17 protein-coding genes are annotated in these 16,877 nt (G+C 70.4%); 11 read left to right on the top strand and 6 right to left on the bottom strand.

What is annotated here, in order from left to right; genetic code table 11:
* Positions 1-382, bottom strand: a 382-nt coding sequence (locus ON29_RS15850; protein WP_040867046.1) for an undecaprenyl-diphosphate phosphatase, incomplete at its 3' end; no start/stop codon positions are given.
* 280 nt (positions 383-662) lie between these two features.
* On the opposite strand from ON29_RS15850, the gene ON29_RS15845 reads away from it, so the two are divergent.
* The 4 genes from ON29_RS15845 (at position 663) to ON29_RS15830 (ending at position 4,707) form a co-directional block, all read left to right on the top strand.
* Positions 663-1,625, top strand: coding sequence for an aldo/keto reductase (locus tag ON29_RS15845; RefSeq protein WP_040867045.1), 963 nt, complete (start codon positions 663-665; stop codon positions 1,623-1,625).
* Positions 1,626-1,635: 10 nt separating this feature from the next.
* On the top strand, positions 1,636-2,694 hold the full coding sequence (locus ON29_RS15840; RefSeq protein WP_051175262.1) for a heme/hemin ABC transporter substrate-binding protein: 1,059 nt from the start codon (positions 1,636-1,638) through the stop codon (positions 2,692-2,694).
* Positions 2,691-3,785, top strand: coding sequence for a FecCD family ABC transporter permease (locus ON29_RS15835; protein ID WP_083863575.1), 1,095 nt, complete (start codon positions 2,691-2,693; stop codon positions 3,783-3,785). Before ON29_RS15840 ends, ON29_RS15835 begins: the two co-directional genes overlap by 4 nt.
* A gap of 88 nt (positions 3,786-3,873) precedes the next feature.
* Positions 3,874-4,707, top strand: coding sequence for a heme ABC transporter ATP-binding protein (locus ON29_RS15830; protein WP_040867044.1), 834 nt, complete (start codon positions 3,874-3,876; stop codon positions 4,705-4,707).
* A gap of 164 nt (positions 4,708-4,871) precedes the next feature.
* Here the strand turns inward: ON29_RS15830 and ON29_RS15825 are convergent, their stop codons facing one another.
* The 3 genes from ON29_RS15825 to ON29_RS15815 are packed head-to-tail and all read right to left on the bottom strand — an operon-like array spanning position 4,872 to position 7,929.
* Positions 4,872-6,965, bottom strand: a complete 2,094-nt coding sequence (locus ON29_RS15825) for an MMPL family transporter (protein WP_040867043.1) — start codon at positions 6,963-6,965, stop codon at positions 4,872-4,874.
* 16 nt (positions 6,966-6,981) lie between these two features.
* Complete coding sequence (locus tag ON29_RS15820; RefSeq protein WP_040867042.1) at positions 6,982-7,515, bottom strand: WKL family lipoprotein; 534 nt, start codon at positions 7,513-7,515, stop codon at positions 6,982-6,984.
* A gap of 6 nt (positions 7,516-7,521) precedes the next feature.
* Positions 7,522-7,929 carry a hypothetical protein gene (locus tag ON29_RS15815; RefSeq protein WP_245548974.1) on the bottom strand — a complete coding sequence of 136 codons (408 nt, stop codon included), beginning with the start codon at positions 7,927-7,929 and terminating at the stop codon, positions 7,522-7,524.
* 100 nt (positions 7,930-8,029) lie between these two features.
* On the opposite strand from ON29_RS15815, the gene ON29_RS15810 reads away from it, so the two are divergent.
* Genes ON29_RS15810 through ON29_RS15800 form a run of 3 tightly spaced genes read left to right on the top strand, consistent with a single transcriptional unit; the run spans position 8,030 to position 10,423 of the window.
* Entirely contained in the window at positions 8,030-9,043 is a 1,014-nt protein-coding gene (locus tag ON29_RS15810; protein WP_040867040.1) for a YncE family protein, read from the top strand.
* Entirely contained in the window at positions 9,043-9,342 is a 300-nt protein-coding gene (locus ON29_RS15805; protein WP_245548973.1) for a DUF5703 family protein, read from the top strand. Before ON29_RS15810 ends, ON29_RS15805 begins: the two co-directional genes overlap by 1 nt.
* A 4-nt stretch (positions 9,343-9,346) precedes the next feature.
* Positions 9,347-10,423 (top strand): quinone-dependent dihydroorotate dehydrogenase, encoded by a 1,077-nt coding sequence (locus ON29_RS15800; protein ID WP_040867039.1) that lies wholly within the window; start codon positions 9,347-9,349, stop codon positions 10,421-10,423.
* A gap of 12 nt (positions 10,424-10,435) precedes the next feature.
* On the opposite strand, the gene ON29_RS15795 is transcribed toward ON29_RS15800, so the two are convergent.
* Positions 10,436-10,819, bottom strand: coding sequence for a hypothetical protein (locus ON29_RS15795; protein ID WP_040867038.1), 384 nt, complete (start codon positions 10,817-10,819; stop codon positions 10,436-10,438).
* A gap of 744 nt (positions 10,820-11,563) precedes the next feature.
* Here ON29_RS15795 and ON29_RS15790 point away from each other — a divergent pair.
* From ON29_RS15790 to ON29_RS15775, 4 genes are all read left to right on the top strand, one after another.
* Positions 11,564-13,045 carry a carbohydrate kinase family protein gene (locus tag ON29_RS15790; RefSeq protein WP_245548972.1) on the top strand — a complete coding sequence of 494 codons (1,482 nt, stop codon included), beginning with the start codon at positions 11,564-11,566 and terminating at the stop codon, positions 13,043-13,045.
* A complete protein-coding gene (locus ON29_RS15785; protein WP_083863572.1) occupies positions 13,042-13,785 on the top strand; it encodes a GTP cyclohydrolase II in 744 nt (247 codons plus the stop codon). The genes ON29_RS15790 and ON29_RS15785 overlap by 4 nt, the downstream gene beginning before the upstream one ends.
* Before the next feature lie 188 nt (positions 13,786-13,973).
* Positions 13,974-15,806: an AMP-dependent synthetase/ligase gene (locus tag ON29_RS15780; protein WP_040867036.1), complete on the top strand. Its 1,833-nt coding sequence runs from the start codon at positions 13,974-13,976 to the stop codon at positions 15,804-15,806.
* Between the two features lie 110 nt (positions 15,807-15,916).
* Complete coding sequence (locus ON29_RS15775; RefSeq protein ID WP_040867035.1) at positions 15,917-16,561, top strand: class I SAM-dependent methyltransferase; 645 nt, start codon at positions 15,917-15,919, stop codon at positions 16,559-16,561.
* Between the two features lie 12 nt (positions 16,562-16,573).
* On the opposite strand, the gene ON29_RS15770 is transcribed toward ON29_RS15775, so the two are convergent.
* The gene (locus ON29_RS15770) at positions 16,574-16,801 is read right to left on the bottom strand and encodes a hypothetical protein (protein WP_040867034.1); all 228 of its coding nucleotides are present in this window, start codon (positions 16,799-16,801) and stop codon (positions 16,574-16,576) included.
* Positions 16,802-16,877 lie beyond the last annotated feature (76 nt).

Below are 16,877 nucleotides of genomic sequence, written 5' to 3'. Positions count from 1 at the left end.
TGGTGGCGATGATCACATACCAGCCGATTCGATAGTCGAGTTCGCGCTGGGCCTGCTCGTCGAGAACGCGCCGGTGGTCGGCGGTGAGGACGGGAAGTTTCGTGGTGGGCTGGTCGTGCAGCGGCAGTTCCCGGCGATCGCGCGCACCCACCCGCTCGCGCAGACCCGCGAACCAGGCCAACACGATCCGCCAGATGTCCTTGGCGAAGAACACCAGCACCGCGGCCTCGGTGCCGAGCTGGGTGACCGCGGTGAACGAGGCGCCCGCGTCGTCGCCGAAGAAGACCGTCGACACGATGCGCAGGTGCGCCGAGGAGGAGACCGGCAGGAACTCCGTGAGTCCCTGCACCAGACCCAGCACCAAGGCCTGCACCCAGGTCATCGACTCGCCAACCACGAACCATCCTCCAGTTCCGCCCGAAATACGCGTTCCTACCTGGGCATTGGTGCAGCGGTCGGTGACTTCGTCGTGACTGCCGCCCCAATCTCGCAGCGACAGTACAGTGTCGAGGCGGCGTCGGCGTGCCCGGCTGTCGGGCTGCCGCCACCGCCGGGGGTGGCGGTCGGCGCGCGCACCGAAGCGCGACCCACTGTGCTGGTGGACGCCCAGTCGCGTATCCACACTCTAGGCTTGGCGCCGTGACGAATGCGCGGACACGGTGATGGAACAGCGGACGGTGGGCCGTAGCGGCCTGCGGGTGTCGCGGATGGGCCTGGCGACCCATACCTGGGGTTCGCACACCGACGCCGAGGACGCCGCGGGGCAGTTGGTGGCGTTCGTGGAGGCGGGCGGCACGCTGGTGGACACCTCCCCCGCCTATGCGGGCGGGGCCGCGCAGCGCATCCTGGCCGAGTTGTTGGGTGATCTGGTCTCACGCGACGAGCTGGTGCTCAGCGGGTGCGCGGGGACCGCGCCGTGGGGGTTTCCCCCGGCGGGGCTGCCGGTGCCCGCGCAGGTCACGGTGGATACCTCGCGGCGGGCGTTGCTGCGTCAACTGGATCGCACGCTGCTGGAGTTGGGCACCGATCACCTCGACATCTGGAATGTGGCGGTGTGGGATCCGCGCACGCCGCTCGAGGAGGTGGCCTCGACGCTCGAGCAGGCGGTGCGCTCGGGCCGGGTGCGGTATGCGGGGGTGCGCGGGTTCGGGGCCTGGCAGCTGGCCAGCCTGGCCGCGGTGGCGCCGGTGACCGCGGCGCAGACGCCGTATTCGCTGCTGGCGCGGGGTGCCGAAGCCGATGTGGTGCCAGCGGCGCGGTTTCACGGGGTCGGGGTGATCGCCTCGGCGCCGCTGGCGGGCGGCATCTTGACCGGCAAGTATCGCGACGGTGTTCCCGCCGATTCCCGGGGCGCCGACGAGGCGACCGCGGCGGAGATCCGCAGTGGTCTCGACGAGCGCGCAACCCGGGTGGTGGATGCGCTGGTGACCGCCGCGGACGGGCTGGGGACCTCGCCGCTGGCGGTGGCGCTGGCCTGGATCCGGGATCGGCCGGGCATCGCGAGCATGATCGTCGGCGCCCGCGATATCGGGCAGCTCACCGGCGTGCTGGCCGCCGAGACCCTGGAGCTGCCGCGGGCGATCGCCGCGGCCCTCGACGACGTCAGTGCGCGCGTCGCGGATTAGCCTTGCCTGCATGAGCAGTGCAGCGACCGGTGGTGGGCGTGGGAACCGGGTCCGAACCGGGTGGTGGCGTGGGCTCGCGGCCCTGTTCGCGGCGGGCCTGCTGGCCGGGTCGGTCGCGTGTGCCACCGACGCCGGTTCCTCGCACGGTGGGCACGGGCCGACGACGGCGACGTTGAGCGATCTGGATCCGGTGCCGATCGGGCCGGAGCCCACGCCCGCGCTGCCGGTGACCGTGCGGTCGTTCGACGGCGCCGAGGTGACCGTCGCCGATGCTTCCCGCATCATCGCCGTGGACCGTTACGGCACCCTCGCCCAGATCGTGTACGCGCTGGGGTTGGGGCCCAAGCTGGTGGGGCGCAGCACGTCGGCGGCGTTTCCGGCGGTGCGGGAGGTGCCGAACGTGGCCGGGGGCAACGGGTCGCTGAACGTGGAGTCGGTGCTGGCGATGCGGCCGTCGGTGTTCTTGACCGACACCACCAGCGCCGCGCCCGCGGTGCGTGAGCAGTTGCGCGCGGCCGGTGTCACGGTGGTCTATTTCGACCCGGAGCGCACCATGGACGGGGTGGGGCCGCAGATCGAGGCGGTCGCGGCCGCGTTGGGTGTGCCGGAGCGGGGGCAGGCGCTGGCGCGGCGCACCCGCGACGAGATCGCCGCCGCGAGTGCCGCGGTGCCCGCGCAGGATCCTCGGTTGACCATCGCGTTCCTGTATCTGCGGTCGAGCGCGATCACGATGCTCGCCGGTCCGGGGTCGGGTGCGGATGCGTTGATCGCGGCGTTGGGTGCGCGGGATGCGGGCGCGGTCGCCGGGTTGACCGAGCCGTTCACCGCGATCACCAGTGAGGCGATGATCGGTGCGGCGCCGGATGTGCTGCTGGTGATGTCGGACGGGTTGAAGTCCGTCGGTGGGGTGGAGGGGTTGCAGAAGGTGCCCGGTATCGCGCAGACCCCGGCCGGACGCGACCGGCGTGTGGTGGACATGTCCGATGCGGTGCTGTTGAGTTTCGGCCCCAACACCGGCCGGGTGATCGCGGCGCTGAGCGCGGCGGTGTACGGCACCGGGCACGCATGAGTGTTTCGCAGACCGACGCGGCGCGGCCGCCGGTGACGCCGGTGCCGAAGTCGCGTCGCCGTTCGCGGGTGGTGCTGGTGTTCGCGGTCGCGGTGGCCGGGTTGGTGGCGTTGGCGTTGGCGTCGGCGGCGATCGGGCAGGTGCCGACGACGCCCGTCGAGGTGGCGGGCAGTGTGCTGCACCGGATCGGGTGGGACATCGGGCCGATGCCCGCCCATCCTTCGGGTGAGGTGACGCTGTGGCAGGTGCGGTTCCCGCGGGTGGTGCTGGCGATGCTGGTCGGGGCGGCGCTGGCGACAGCGGGTGCGTTGTTGCAGGGTGTGTTCGCCAACCCTTTGGCCGAGCCGGGGGTGATCGGGGTGTCGGCGGGGGCGGCGGTCGGCGCGGGCACGGTCATCGTGGTGGGCGGGGCGTTCGTGGCGGCCTGGTCGGTGGCGGCGGCGGCGTTCGTCGCGGGGCTGGCGACCACGTCGCTGGTGTATCTGCTGGCGCGCTCGGGTGGGCGCACCGAGGTCGTGACGCTGGTGCTCACCGGTGTGGCGATCAACGCGTTCGCGGGCGGGTTGATCGCGCTGCTGCTGTTCGTGGCCTCCCCCGCCGCCCGCGATCAGATCGTGTTCTGGCAGCTGGGTTCGCTGAACGGGGCCACGTGGGAGTCGGTGGGTGTGGTGGCGCCGCTGACCGCGGTCGGTGTCGCCGCCGCGGTGCTGTTGGCGCCGCGGCTGGATCTGCTGGCGCTCGGTGAGTCGGCGGCCCGTCACCTGGGTGTCGACGTGGAGCGTTTGCGGCGCAATGTGATCGTGGTGGTGGCGGTGCTGGCCACCGCCGGGGTCGCGTTCACCGGCATCATCCTGTTCGTCGGGTTGATCGTGCCGCACCTGGTGCGGATGCTGGTCGGGCCCGCTCACCGGGTGCTGATCCCCCTGAGCGCCGTCGTCGGCGCGGTGGTGCTGCTGGCCGCCGACGTCACCGCGCGCTCCCTGGTCGACAACGCCGACCTGCCCTTGGGCATGCTCACCTCCCTGATCGGCGGCCCCGTCTTCTTCTGGCTGCTGCGCCGCACCCGAGCCCGCTCCGGAGGCTGGGCATGAGCGTCCCGCGCGTGCGTGTGGCACATGATCGCGGTGAACGCGGGGAAGCTTTCTCGATGGTGTGCCGCTGGTGGCCGGGAGGTGTGGGGTGAGTGTGTTGCGGACGGTGCACGAGTTGCCGGGGTGGCCGCGCACAGGGGAGGCGACGGTGCGCGCGTCGGGGGTGAGTGTGGACCGGCGCAGCGGTGGGCAGGCGCGGCGGGTGCTCGACGGCATCGACTTCGAGGCGGTCGCGGGGCAGGTCGTGGCGCTGGTGGGGCCCAATGGCGCGGGGAAGTCGACCTTGCTGGCGGCGCTGGCGGGTGAATTGACGCCCAGCGCGGGATCGGTGGAACTCGATGGGCGGCCGTTGGCGCACTGGACGACCTTGGACATGGCGCGGCGGCGGGCGGTGTTGCCGCAGACCCACACCGTCGGTTTCCCCTTCACCGCGCGTGAAGTGGTGGCGATGGGTCGCGCGCCGTGGGTCCGCACCGAGCGCCGCGAGCTCGACGAGGAACACATCGCGGCCGCGATGGCCGCCACCGACGTCGAACACCTCGCCACCCGCGCGTTCCCCACCCTGTCCGGCGGTGAACGCGCCCGGGTCGCGTTGGCCCGCGTGCTGGCGCAGGACACCGCCACCCTGCTGCTGGACGAGCCGACCGCCGCCTTGGACCTCGGCCACCAGGAAGCCGTGCTGCGCCTGGCCGCCGCCCGCGCCGCCGACGGTGCCGCAGTGGTCGTCGTCCTGCACGATCTGGGTATCGCGGCCGCGTACGCCGATCGAGTGGCGGTATTGGACGCCGGTCGCATCGCCGCCGACGGGCCACCCCGTGAGGTCCTCACCACCGAACTGCTCAGCCGCGTCTACCAGCATCCGGTGGAAGTGCTCGACCACCCGCTGACCGGGGCGCAACTGGTGCTTCCCGTCCGCCGCTGACCCGCACGAAACGGCCGGAGGACCCGCGCTCGGTTCGGGTCGATGACGTGGCTCGATCGCCGTCGAGCCGATCGCTGGGCGGGGCGGCGATCGGTGTGTCCCCGCGGCGGTGACCGGCGCGCCGGGCGCCGGAGGGCGCGGAGGAACTCGACCGCCGGGTGGTCCTATCGCCAGATGAGTTTGAGCACCGCGGGTGTCAGCAGCATGCGGATGACGGTGGCGTCCAGGATCAGCGCCGCGATCATGCCGTAGGCGATGTATTTCATCAGCACCAGGTCCGAGAATCCGAACGCGCCGGTGACCACGATGAGGATGGCGGCGGCGGAGGTGATCACGCCGCCGGTGTGGGCTATGCCGTAGCGGATGGCCTCGGGGGCGTCCGCGCCGCCGGTGCGTGCCTCCGAGACCCGTGACAGCAGGAACACCTCGTAGTCGGTGGACAGCCCGAACACCACTGTCACGATCAGCGCCAGTACCGCGAACATCAGCGGTCCGGGCGTGAAGTGGAAGATCCCCGCCCCGTGGCCCTCGACGAATACCCAGGTCAGTACGCCGAGGGTGGACACGAGGCTGAGTGCGCTCATCGCCACGGCCTTCAGCGCGAGCACCAGCGAGCGGAACGCCGCGTACATCAGCGCCAGCGCCGCGCAGACCAGCAGGGCCAGCAGCAGTGGCAGGCCGTCGAGCAGTCCGTTGATGCTGTCGCGTTCCAGCGCGGGTACACCGGCGACCATCACCGCCACCCCCGGTGGTTCGGGGATGGCGCGCAGCGCGGCGATCACGCGGTCGGCGTCGCGTTTGTCGGTCAGCCCGGCGGCGAGAACGTTGATCCCGTCGGTGGTGGGTGCGGCGGGCTCGAAGCGTCCGGTCAAGCCGGGGATCTGGTTGGCGCTGTAGCGGATGTCGCTCAGTTGCCGGGCGTCGGCGCCGACCACCACCAGTTTCAGCGGTTCGGTGCGGAAACTGGGAAACAGGACGTCGAACCGTTCCTGCGCGACCCGCGCGGGGTTGTCGTCGGCCAGATACCGTTCGCTGAGCCCGCCGAATTCGATGTGGCGCATCGGGATGCTCAGCGCCAGCAGGGTGAGCACGATCGGCACGGCCACCGCCAGGGGGCGGCGCATCGCCCACAGTGCCAGGCGGGAGAAGAATCCGGCGTCGATCTGCGCTTCGGTCTTGCTGCGGGAGAAGCGTTTCCAGCCCAGGAAGTCGATGCGGTGTCCGGCGATGCTCAGCGCGGCGGGCAACGCGGTCACCGACAGCAGTGCCGCGAGCAGGACCGAGCTGATGCCGCCCAGCGGCACCGAACGCAGCACCCCGTTGGGGAAGATGAACAACGCGCCGAGGCTGAGGGCGATGATCGCCGCCGAGAACAGCACCGTGCGTCCCGCGGTGGCGACGGTGCGGGCGGTGGCCTCTTCGACGGTGTGGCCCGCGGCGAGTTCCTCGCGGAAGCGGGTGACGGTGAACAGGCCGTAGTCGATCGCCAGGCCCAGGCTGACCAGGGTCAGCACGGCGCTGGCGAAGACGTTGACCTGGATGTGGTCGGTCAGTGCCCGCAGCCCGCCCTGGGTGCCCAGGATCGTCATGCCGCCGATGAGCACCGGCAGCAGTGCCCCGATCACGCCGCCGAACACGAAATACAGCAGGATCGCCACCAGCGGCAGGGCGATCATCTCCGCGCGCCTGATGTCGCGTTGCATTCCGGTGTTGATGCCTTCGACGATCGGCTGCAATCCCGCCAGTTGCACGGTCGTGCCGCCGGGGCCGCCGCCGGCGCGTCCGGCACCGAGATGGTCCTTGATCGCCAGGTAGTTCTCGACCGTCGCGGTGCCCGAGCCGCGTAATCCGACGCTGGCGAAGGCATGGGTGTGGGTGGCGTCGGTGGCCTGGGCGGAGAACGGGCTGTCCCAGTAGCTGTCGATCTTCTGGATGCGGTCGGGATAGGCGCTCAGCAGTCCGGCCAGTTGCGCGGTGACCGGTCCGCGTACCGCCGGGTCGTCGACGGTGGCGCCTTCGGGTGCGGTGTAGAGCAGGATCAGGTCGCTGTCGGTGTCGCGGCCGAAGGTGCGGTCGGCCAGTTCGGCGGCGGCCACCGATTCGCTGCTCTCGTCGAACCAGCCCTCCTGGGTCAGCCGTCCGGCCAGGTCGCGGCCGTACCAGCCGGAGGCCAGGACGAACAGCACGAACAAGCCAAGGACGAGGAAGCGGTGGCGGTGGACGAACCGTCCCCACCGCAGTGATCCGGAACGGCGCATCGCGTGGCGGGCCCGCTCAGCCGCAGGCGGGGGTGCGGTAGTCGGCCGAGCGCAGGATGCCGCACAGGTCGGTGCGGGAGATCTTCCACTTGCCGTCGACGAGCACGAAGTGCACGACGGTGGTGCGGACCGCGGCGCCGGTGCCGTCCTTGTCCAAGCGCATGGTGGCGGTCAGGGTGCCGTCGTGGTTGTCGAACACCGGGTCGGTCACGCCGTAGACGGCGCGCGGGTTGTCCTGCAGCGCTTTGTACATGTCGGGGATGGCTTGACGGAAGGATTCCCCGTCCTCGATGAGCGCGGTGCGTTCGCTGTCGGGTAGCGCCGGGTCCAGCGCCCGCTTGATCTGGGCGTCGAGGGCGGCGGCGGTGGGCAGCGGCGGGTGGGCGGCGCTGGAGGAGACGGCGATCGAGGACGACAGCGAGGCGTTGGCCGAGGAGCGGGCGGCGTCGACCGCGGCCTCGTCGGCTCCGCTGTCGCACGCGGCGGCGGCCACCGCCAGCAGCAGGGCCGCAGCGGTGAGCGCGGTGCGGGCGAGTCGTGTGTGGGTCATCACTTCCTACATACCTTCGATGACGGAGCTGAGCCGTCCGAGTAGGGCACGCACGGTCGTGACGTCCCGTTGCGCGGCGGCGTCGATCGTCGCGGCGTCGGGGATCATATCCCGCACCAAGGCGGCGACACTGCGTTCGTCGTCGAGGTCGATGTCGGTGACGGTGGCTTCGGCGACCGCGAGCACGTCCTCCGGGCCGGGGACGGCGTCGCCGAGGTCGCGGCGGTAGACCTCCAGGGTCAAGGTGGCGCGGATGGTGCGGAACGCGAAGGGGTGGCCGTCGGCGGTGGTGCCGAAGCCGTGCGCGTACGCGCCGACGGTGAGGTCGTCGATGGCAAATCCCGACGAATGGTCGGCTTTCAACCCGGTTCTCCCTATATCGGACGGTGGGGTCTCCACCGTAACCCTGGTCACCGACATTCCGCTCGAGGCGAACCCGGTCGGCCGACCGGTTGCGTCATCATGGTCAGATGGTGAGGTTGCGGAAGATTCGTCGGTAGAAGGAGTTCGGTGGATGCGCCCTCGCGCCTTGCTCGTCTCGGCATTCGCGGGTGCGGCGGTGCTGGTGCTGTCGGCCGGATGTTCCTCCGGCCCCGGCGGTCCCGACCTGCCGACCAGGCAGCCGGCCACCGCGGCGCCCGCGCCCGCGGTGACGACGCCGCCGGTCGGGCGGGTGCTGCCCGCCGGGCCGGTCGCGGAGCTGGCCGCCGATTCCGCGGGCGGGTTGCTGGCGGGCCTGGACGGTGACGTGCTGACCGTCTTCGACCCGGCTGCCGTGCAGCCGGTGGTGCGCACGGTGACGTTGCCCGGGCGCGCGAGTGGTCTTACGCCGGGCAGGCCTGGTGAGATGCTGGCGGGCGCGCCGGGCCGGGTGCTGCGGGTGGATCTCGCGTCCGGGGTGGTCGCCGAGGTGAGCGTCGACGGCGACGTCCGGTCGGTGCGCGCCCGGCCGGACGGCGGGTTGCTGGTCGGCACCGCCGAGGGCCGCGTGCTGGAACTGGCGCCGGAGGGGAAGGTGGTCGGCACCGTGTCCGGGCTGGTCTCCGCCGACGAACTCGCCGAAGCCGACGGCAAGCTCACGGTGCTCGACCGGCATCAGAGCGCGATCTTCGAGTTCGACCCCGCCGAGCAGCGGCCAGGGCTGGCGTTGCGGGCCGGTGACGGGGCCACGCGGCTGATCGGCGACACGCGCGGCCGGTTCGTGGTCACCGACACCGCGGGCGGTGAACTGCTGGTCTACACCGCGGGACCACTCGTGTTGCGGCAGCGTTTCCCGGTAGGATCTTCGCCTTACGCACTTGCCTACGATCAACGGTCCGACACCGTGTGGGTGACGTGCACGCAGCGCAACGAGGTCGTCGGATTCGACCTCTCGACTGGTATACCGAAGGAAGTGGGCCGCTACGCCACCGTCCGGCAGCCGAACGCGGTGGCCGTCGAGCAACGCACCGGAGATCTGTTCGTGGGGTCCGCGACCGGCGACGGTCTGCAACGGATCGGTGCGGACGATCGGAAGAGAGGGCAGTGATGGCTCGGACACCACGCGCGGGCGATGATTCCGCGGCATCCGCTGATCCGGCAGCGCACCGGGGGCGCGGGCGCGCGCTGCCCGCGGGCTGGGAAACCACCAGCGACGACTACGAGTACGTGCCGTTGCGGCTGCCGCCGGATGTCACGCGGGTGACCGCGTCGATGCGGCTGGCGATCCAGGCCGAATTCGGGGGCTGGGAACTCTCGCGGGTGCGCGCCTACACCGACGGCAGCAGGCGGGTGCTGCTGCGGCGGCGAAAATCCGCCCTACTACCCCAGCCCGAACCCGGAATGTGAGCCGATGTACGCCCTGCTACTCCGACTGATGTTCCTCCTCGCGCCGGAACGCATCCACCATCTCGCCTTCGCGGCCATGCGCTCGGCCGCCGCGGTCGCGCCGTTGCGCTGGGTGATGAGCAAGGTCTTCGTCACCCGCGATCCGATCCTGCGCGCCGAGGCATTCGGGGTCGAGTTCCCCGCGCCGCTGGGGCTGGCCGCCGGGTTCGACAAGAACGCCGACGGTGTCGATGCCTGGGCGCCGCTGGGGTTCGGTTTCGCCGAGATCGGGACCGTGACCGCGCAGGCGCAGCCGGGCAATCCCGCGCCGCGGTTGTTCCGGCTGCCCGCCGACCGCGCCCTGATCAACCGGATGGGATTCAACAACCACGGCGCGGCCGCGGCGGCCGAGCGACTGCGCGCACGCCGCGGCGGGGTGCCGATCGGGGCGAACATCGGCAAGACGAAGATCGTCGAACCGCAGGCCGCGGCCCAGGACTACGCCGTCAGCGCCGCGCTGCTGGGGCCGCTGGCCGATTTCGTCGTGGTCAACGTCAGCTCCCCCAATACGCCGGGCCTGCGTGATCTGCAGGCGGTCGAATCGCTGCGGCCGCTGCTGCGGGCGGTGCTCGACAGTGTGCGGGTGCCGGTGCTGGTGAAGATCGCGCCGGATCTGTCGGATGAGGACATCGACGCGGTCGCCGACCTGGCCGTCGAACTCGGGTTGGCGGGCATCGTGGCCACCAACACCACCATCCGCCGCGACGGTCTGCGCACCGACGCCGCCGCGGTGGCCGCCATGGGTGCCGGTGGACTGTCCGGCCCGCCGGTCGCCGACCGTTCGCTCGAGGTGCTGCGTCGGCTGTACCGGCGGGTGGGTGACCGGCTGGTGCTGATCTCGGTCGGTGGCATCGAAACCGTCGACCAGGCGTGGGAGCGCATTCTGGCCGGGGCGACGCTGTTGCAGGGCTACACCGGGTTCATCTACGGCGGCCCGTTCTGGATGCGCAGGATCCATCGGGGCCTGGCGCAGCGGTTGCGCGCCGGCGGGTACGGCAGCATCGGCGAGGCCGTCGGCGCGGAGCACAAAGCGCACGCCTGACATCAGCGGCACTCAGCCGTGCACGAACGGCGGTTCGGGGGTGCGGGTGCGTCCGCGCCGGGTGCTGTGCCCCGGCGGGGCCGGATCTCCCTTCGGTCCCAGTTCCCGGCCCAGGCGTGCGGCCATGGCCTTGGCGAGCAGGATCACCGCGTGGTCGCGCAGGATGCCCAGCTGGTCGGCATAGACCTCGACGCGGGCCTGGGTCATGCGGTCGTGCACGACGTGCGGGTCGCTGAGCAGTTCGTCCAGCGACATCCCGGCCAGTGCCTGGGCGCGGGTCAGACGCCGGTCCGGTAACCAGCTCAGCCGCCAGGAGTCGGTCGCGTCGGTGTCGCGGTAGGCCGATTCCGGGGTTATGTCACTGGTCATCGTCCATTCGGTGGTGTGGATGGTCATCGCGGTCTCCGGTGCGACTGGTGGAGTGAGGCCGGCTCCAGGGTGCTGAGTTCGATGGTCACGAATGCCTCTCGTCGTGCATCCGCTGGTGTGGCGCGGTGGTCGCGCCGCACCGTGAATTCCGCCGTGGCTGCGGCCGTGGTGGGTACCCGGGCCGAGGAAGCCGCTCGGCGGGCCGGGTGGTCCGAGGGATGGCTCGCAGGTGTGCGGCAGCCGGGGAAGCCGCAGCCTCGGGCAAGGCGGTGGCTGAAGGCGCGGGCGCGCGTCGATGGGGGTGTGCGAAGTCTTGTCGCGGTGCAGTGCGCCGCGGCTACGGTTCGGTCCGGCAGACACGCCGCGTAGCGGCGGCCAGGGGCAGCTGAGGTGCGTGATCGGCATACCGGCGTGCCGGGGCGATGACGGGTGCGTTGTCGCGCGGGATGTCCGGGGGCTCGTTCAGTCCATCACCGGCTTCGGCACCAGCTCGATGTCGGATCCGGCGGGGCGGTGTCGCCGCCGCCGTCGCGGCTGCCGTATCTGAAGAATCATTCTCATCACCAGCCCTCCCGATTGCCTGGTGGTGCGATGGGGATCGCCACTTCCAGTGTGGCATTTGCCGTTCCCCGAGCGCAATTGCCGTTGTAATTTGGTAATTGACAATTTGCCCGCTGGCTAAACCCGATTTGCGTGGCCAACATGCGCCCGGCACTCCCGTGTCGCGCCGATGGAAAGGGTGGCATCGCCATGGTCCCGCAGGATTCGGGAATGGTTGCCGTTCGCAATATCCTCACCCGGTTGTGCAAACGCTCAGGGCTGAGTGCGGATCGGTTGCGCAGCACCGAAATCGACGTCTCGCCGCTGCTGGATCTGCTGGCCGTGCGGCAGTACGCGCGGCGCGCGGGCATCGACCGGGAACAAGCGGTGCCGCCGCTGGTGCGCGATCTGAGCCTGCGATTGGATATCACCGACCGGCTCGTCGTGGATGCGGAACTGTCGCTGGGTTTGCTGCGCGAAAACCCGCCCGCCGGTGTGGATCCCGGCCTGCTCTACGCCGCGGATCTGGGTGAGCGACGCGAATACCTCGCCGCGCAGTGGGCGGTGCTGCACGAAGCCCTTGGCGCGCAACCGGTTCCGGACACGTTGACGGTGCGTTCGCTGCGCGGGGCTCCCGAGCGCCGGGCGTTCACCGAGCTGGCCACGCGGCTGGCCACGGCCTCGGTGTTCGACGGCGCGCACGCCGTCGATTTCGGCGCGGCTGCCGAAACCATTGCGGCCGAGCCGGATCCGGTAGACAGCCGCAGTGTGGTCACCGTGATCGGCGACGCGGTCATCGACCATATGTATGTGGTGGACCGGATCCCGGGACCCGGTGGCACCGCGCGCGGCAGCTATCGGCAACATCCCGGCGGCAAGGGGCTCACGCGCGCTGTGGCGGCGGCCCGGCTCGGGTTGCGGGTGCGGTTGATCTCGGCGGTCGGTGACGACGAGGCGGGGGGCCGCATCCTGGAATACCTGCGCAGCGAACGCGTCGAGACCGAACTGGTCAAAGTGGTGCCCTACGCCCCGACGCCGGTGACCGCGGTGATCGTGGCGGGCACCGGCGCGGCGAGCACGATCGGCTGCAAAGACGAGCGAATCCGGTTGAGCGCCCAGGATTTACGCAGCGAGGCCATCTGCACGGCGATCGCCTCCTCGGATGCGGTGCTGCTGACCTTCGAACAACCCACCGGCGTCATCGAGCAGGTCATGGCGCAGTTGCGCGCACTGCCCGACCGGCCGCTGGTGGTGGTGCACCCCGCGCCGCGGCTGGATCGGCCCCAATACCTGTATCAGCATCTGGGTGTGGTGGATTACCTCGTCGGCGGCGACAACGACCTGCGGGCCCTGGCGATGTCGCCCGACGGCGCGGCGCCGGACACCGAACAGACCGCCACCCGGCTGCGCGCGCTCGGGGTCGGCGCGGTCTGCGCCATCCGGGATTTCCGGTGCGCGGTGTGGTCGGAGCAGGTCAGCGACCGCTTTCAGCCGTTTCCGACAGCACTGCAGGACTCGGTCGGCGCTCACGCTGCCTTCTCCGCGGCCCTGGTATATCGTCTCGTTTCGACGCGCCGCCCCGCCGCACGCAACGACTACGTCTGGGCGACCGCCGCAATGGTGGCGACGCAATCGATCGGGGACGTCCCCGGGTCGATGCCACTGGTGAGTGAGGTCGAGCGAATCTTCAAACTCGCTACGGAGGAGCATTGACCAACGTTGTGGATCCTGCCGACACCGAACATCGGTTCCGTCGCAACGGGCAAGATCTGCGAGTTCGGGTGGTGGAGGTGAACGGGGACGGGGAGCGGGGGCACCTGCTGCTGTTCGGCGCGGTCGCCGACGGCTGCCTGGTGCGGGTGCACTCACGCTGCCTGTATGGGGAGGCGCTGCGTTCGCAGGACTGTGACTGTGGGCCGGAGCTGGACAAGGCGCTGGATCTCATCCAGGCCGCGGGCAGCGGTGTGCTGGTCTACCTGGAGCAGGAGGGCCGCGGGGCGGGGCTGATCGCCAAGGCGCTGGGTTATCGGGAAAGCGAGCGCTCCGGCGCGGACACCTTCGCCAGCTACGAGGCCCTCGGCTACCCCGCCGATGCCCGCACCTATGTCACCACCGCTCGGGCGCTGGCCGATCTGGGATTGCGTTCGGTGCAGTTGTTGACCAACAATCCCGCCAAGGTGGAGGCGCTGCGGCAGGAGGGGTTGCGGGTCACCGCGGTGCCGTTGCGCACGCGCGCGCTCAGCGAGCGGGCGCGCGACTATCTGGAGGCCAAGCGCACCCGGCGCAAGCACTGGATACCGACCGATGCCGCGCCGTGGGCACTCGACGAGCCGGGCGGCATGTCGCGGGCGGCCGACCAGCCGCCTGCCGCCGACCCGGTTGTCATCACACCTGGTGAGAACTTCCGTCCGCGTCCCGGGCCCGGCTCCGCGCCGGATCTGATCGGCGCCTGAAGGGTTGTTGAAGTTTGCACACCCCGCTTCCCTCCTGTGGCTACCATGAGTGAGCCGCGCCACATGTGGCGCGCCGACTCGTGAGGGACTGACAGTGCATTCGCCGCACCGCGTCAGGATTCGAGTCCGGATCGGACACCGGTGGATACCGGCGTCCGGTTCACGCCAGCGCTATCGGGAACAGGGATATGACGACAACAGAAATCGGATACGCGCACCAGTCGGGCAAAACGGTGTACACCGTCCCCGCCGCATTCCAGGAGACCGCCCGGCTGCGTCCCGACCAGATCGCCTTGCGCAAGGTGGGTGGCACGCAGGAATACACCTGGCGCGAGTACGCCGAACGGGTGCGCTCGATCGCCGCGGGCCTGGCCGGCCTCGGCGTCGGCCACGGTGACACCGTCGGCATCATGCTCACCAACCGTCCCGAGTTCAATCTCGTCGACACCGCCGCGTTGCACCTGGGCGCCACCCCGTTCTCCATCTACAACACCAGCTCCCCCGAGCAGATCACCCACCTGTTCACCAACGCGGGCAACAAAGTCGTCGTGACCGAACAGGTCTTCCTCGACCGGATCACCGCGGCCGGGGCGCCGGTCGAGCACATCATCATGGTCGACGGCCCCGCCGAGGGCGCCGTCACCCTCGAACAGGTCGAGGAAGCGCCCGCCGCCGAGTTCGATTTCGACGCCGCCTGGCAGGCCGTCGGCGCCGATGATGTGGTCACTCTGATCTACACCTCCGGCACCACCGGCCCGTCCAAGGGCGTGGAGATCACCCATCGCAATGTGCTCGCCCAGATCATCGCCTTGGTCAACGGCCCGCTGCCGGTCGGCCTGGACGATCGTGCGGTGTCCTACCTGCCGGCCGCGCACGTCGCCGACCGGATCTCCGCCCACGCCATCAACCTGCTCACCGGCATCCAGATCACCACCGTGCCCGACCCTCGCGAGGTCGCCGCCGCCCTGCCCGACGCGCGACCGACCGCCTTCTTCGGCGTCCCGCGGGTATGGCAGAAGATCAAGGCCGGAGTGGAGGGCAAACTCGCCGAAGAACCGAGCCCGGTCAAGAAGGCGCTGGCCAACTGGGCGATCAGCACCGGAATCGCGGCCGCGCGCGCCGACCTGGCCGGCAAAGGCCGCGGTCCCCTGCTCGGCGCGCAGCACAAGATCGCCGAGACGCTGGTGCTGTCCAAGCTGCGCCACGCCCTCGGGCTCGATCAGCTGCACGTCGCCTCCTCCGGCGCCGCGCCCATCCCGCCGGAGACCCTGGAATACTTCCTCGGCCTCGGCTTCACCGTCAGCGAGGTGTGGGGCATGTCGGAGACCACGGGCGTGGGCACCTACACCGAGCTGGACAAGCCCCGCCCCGGCTCGGTCGGGCGCGCGGTCGACGGCATGGAACTGCGCCTGGACGCCGACGGCGAGGTGCTGGTGCGCGGCCCGATCGTCACCCGGGGCTACCGCAACATGCCCGACAAGACCGCCGAGGCCATCGATTCCGACGGCTGGCTGCACACCGGCGACATCGGAACCCTCGACGCCGACGGCTACCTGCGGATCGTGGACCGCAAGAAGGAACTGATCATCAACGAGGCGGGCAAGAACATCGCCCCCACCAACATCGAGAACTCGGTGAAGGCAGCCTCCTCGCTGATCGGCCAAGTCGTCGCCATCGGCGACGCCAAGCCCTACATCGCCGCCCTGATCGTGCTCGACCCCGACGTCGCCGCCCTCCGCGCCAAGGAACTCGACGCCACCGGCGAGGACATCGCCGCCCTGGCCACCCGCGGGCAGATCATCGACGAGGTGCTGGCGGCAGTCCAGGCGGGCAACGCCAAACTCTCCCGCGTCGAGCAGATCAAACGGTTCACCGTCCTCGGCGCCGTCTGGGAGCCCGGCGGCGACGAACTGACCCCGAAGATGTCGCTCAAGCGCGCCCCCATCGCGGCCAAATATCAGGCCGAGATCGACGCGCTGTACGCCAAGGAACCCTCCGACCGGGTGATCAGCGTCAAGTAAACTCGCCGGAACGCACTGTGGCCCTGGGCATCACGTCCAGGGCCACAGTCTTTCACGCTGATCCCCGAGGCCCCGGATGCCGACCGCGCGGCCGCCATGAGAATGGAACGGTGCTGCTGTCTCGACTCGACCGGTTCAATCGGCGACATCCGTGGAGCCACAACGACCACTACGGTGCGTGGGTCGTACGCCAGGTGGCAGCGGCCGGAGCCCATCACGTCCTCGATGTCGGATGCGGCACAGGCAACCTCGCCGCCCGGCTGCGCGAACGCGCCGCCACCGTCACCGCGCTCGAACCCGACCCCGCGACCGCCCGCCTGGCGGCGCGACGCTTCGCCGGCGACCCCGCGGTGACCATCGTCGAAGCCGGCTTCGCCGGTCGCGACCACCAGCGACGCTGGGACGCCGTCACCCTCGTCGCCGTCCTGCATCACCTCCCCTTGCTGCCCACCTTGCGGGAACTGCGTGACTGTCTTGCCCCCGGCGGGCGACTCGCGATCGTCGGCTGCTACCGCCACGCCGGACCCCTCGACATACTCGCCGACCTACCGGCCATAGCCGCCAACCCCGTCATGGGACTGATCAAGCACCCGGCTCGCGCCGAAACGCTGCCCCCGCACATGACGGCACCCACCGCCGAGCCGACCGAGACTCTCGCCGACATCCGCGCCGCCGCCGCGCGGGAACTGCCCGGCGCCCGGATCCGCCGTCGCTTGTTCTGGCGCTACACCCTGGTCTACGACGCCCCCTCCTGACCGGGCGCGCCCTCAGGGCTCCAGATACAACCGCTCACAAGGCAATCGCGGATACCCCTCGATGTCGTCCATCGACACCTCGACCGCGTCGTGCCAGTGCCGGGCACGCCACTCCTGGACGAACAAGCACGCCGCGGTGACACAGGCGACGTAATCCATCCGGGCGCCGTGCCAGAACACCGACAAGTGGACATCCGGCTCCGACGGGAGCGGAGAACCACGGCGCTCGGCACCGTTCACCGCCGCCGCTCTTTCGCGTGGTCGTGCGTATCGCTCTGCCGGAGTCCGAGGCCGATCCCGTAGTGCGCCGAGACCT

It is taken from the genome of Nocardia exalbida NBRC 100660 (assembly GCF_000308575.1).
Taxonomy (GTDB): domain Bacteria; phylum Actinomycetota; class Actinomycetes; order Mycobacteriales; family Mycobacteriaceae; genus Nocardia; species Nocardia exalbida.
The sequence above is the reverse complement of the archived record's forward strand: the minus strand, read 5'-3'. Positions and strand labels throughout refer to the sequence as shown.

Coding starts and splice junctions, on each gene's coding strand:
- ON29_RS15845 (WP_040867045.1), top strand. CDS start 663: ATGGAACAGCGGACGGTGGGCCGTAGCGGCCTGCGGGTGTCGCGGATG.
- ON29_RS15840 (WP_051175262.1), top strand. CDS start 1,636: ATGAGCAGTGCAGCGACCGGTGGTGGGCGTGGGAACCGGGTCCGAACC.
- ON29_RS15835 (WP_083863575.1), top strand. CDS start 2,691: ATGAGTGTTTCGCAGACCGACGCGGCGCGGCCGCCGGTGACGCCGGTG.
- ON29_RS15825 (WP_040867043.1), bottom strand. CDS start 6,965: ATGCGCCGTTCCGGATCACTGCGGTGGGGACGGTTCGTCCACCGCCAC.
- ON29_RS15820 (WP_040867042.1), bottom strand. CDS start 7,515: ATGACCCACACACGACTCGCCCGCACCGCGCTCACCGCTGCGGCCCTG.
- ON29_RS15810 (WP_040867040.1), top strand. CDS start 8,030: ATGCGCCCTCGCGCCTTGCTCGTCTCGGCATTCGCGGGTGCGGCGGTG.
- ON29_RS15805 (WP_245548973.1), top strand. CDS start 9,043: ATGGCTCGGACACCACGCGCGGGCGATGATTCCGCGGCATCCGCTGAT.
- ON29_RS15800 (WP_040867039.1), top strand. CDS start 9,347: ATGTACGCCCTGCTACTCCGACTGATGTTCCTCCTCGCGCCGGAACGC.
- ON29_RS15795 (WP_040867038.1), bottom strand. CDS start 10,819: ATGACCATCCACACCACCGAATGGACGATGACCAGTGACATAACCCCG.
- ON29_RS15790 (WP_245548972.1), top strand. CDS start 11,564: ATGGTTGCCGTTCGCAATATCCTCACCCGGTTGTGCAAACGCTCAGGG.
- ON29_RS15780 (WP_040867036.1), top strand. CDS start 13,974: ATGACGACAACAGAAATCGGATACGCGCACCAGTCGGGCAAAACGGTG.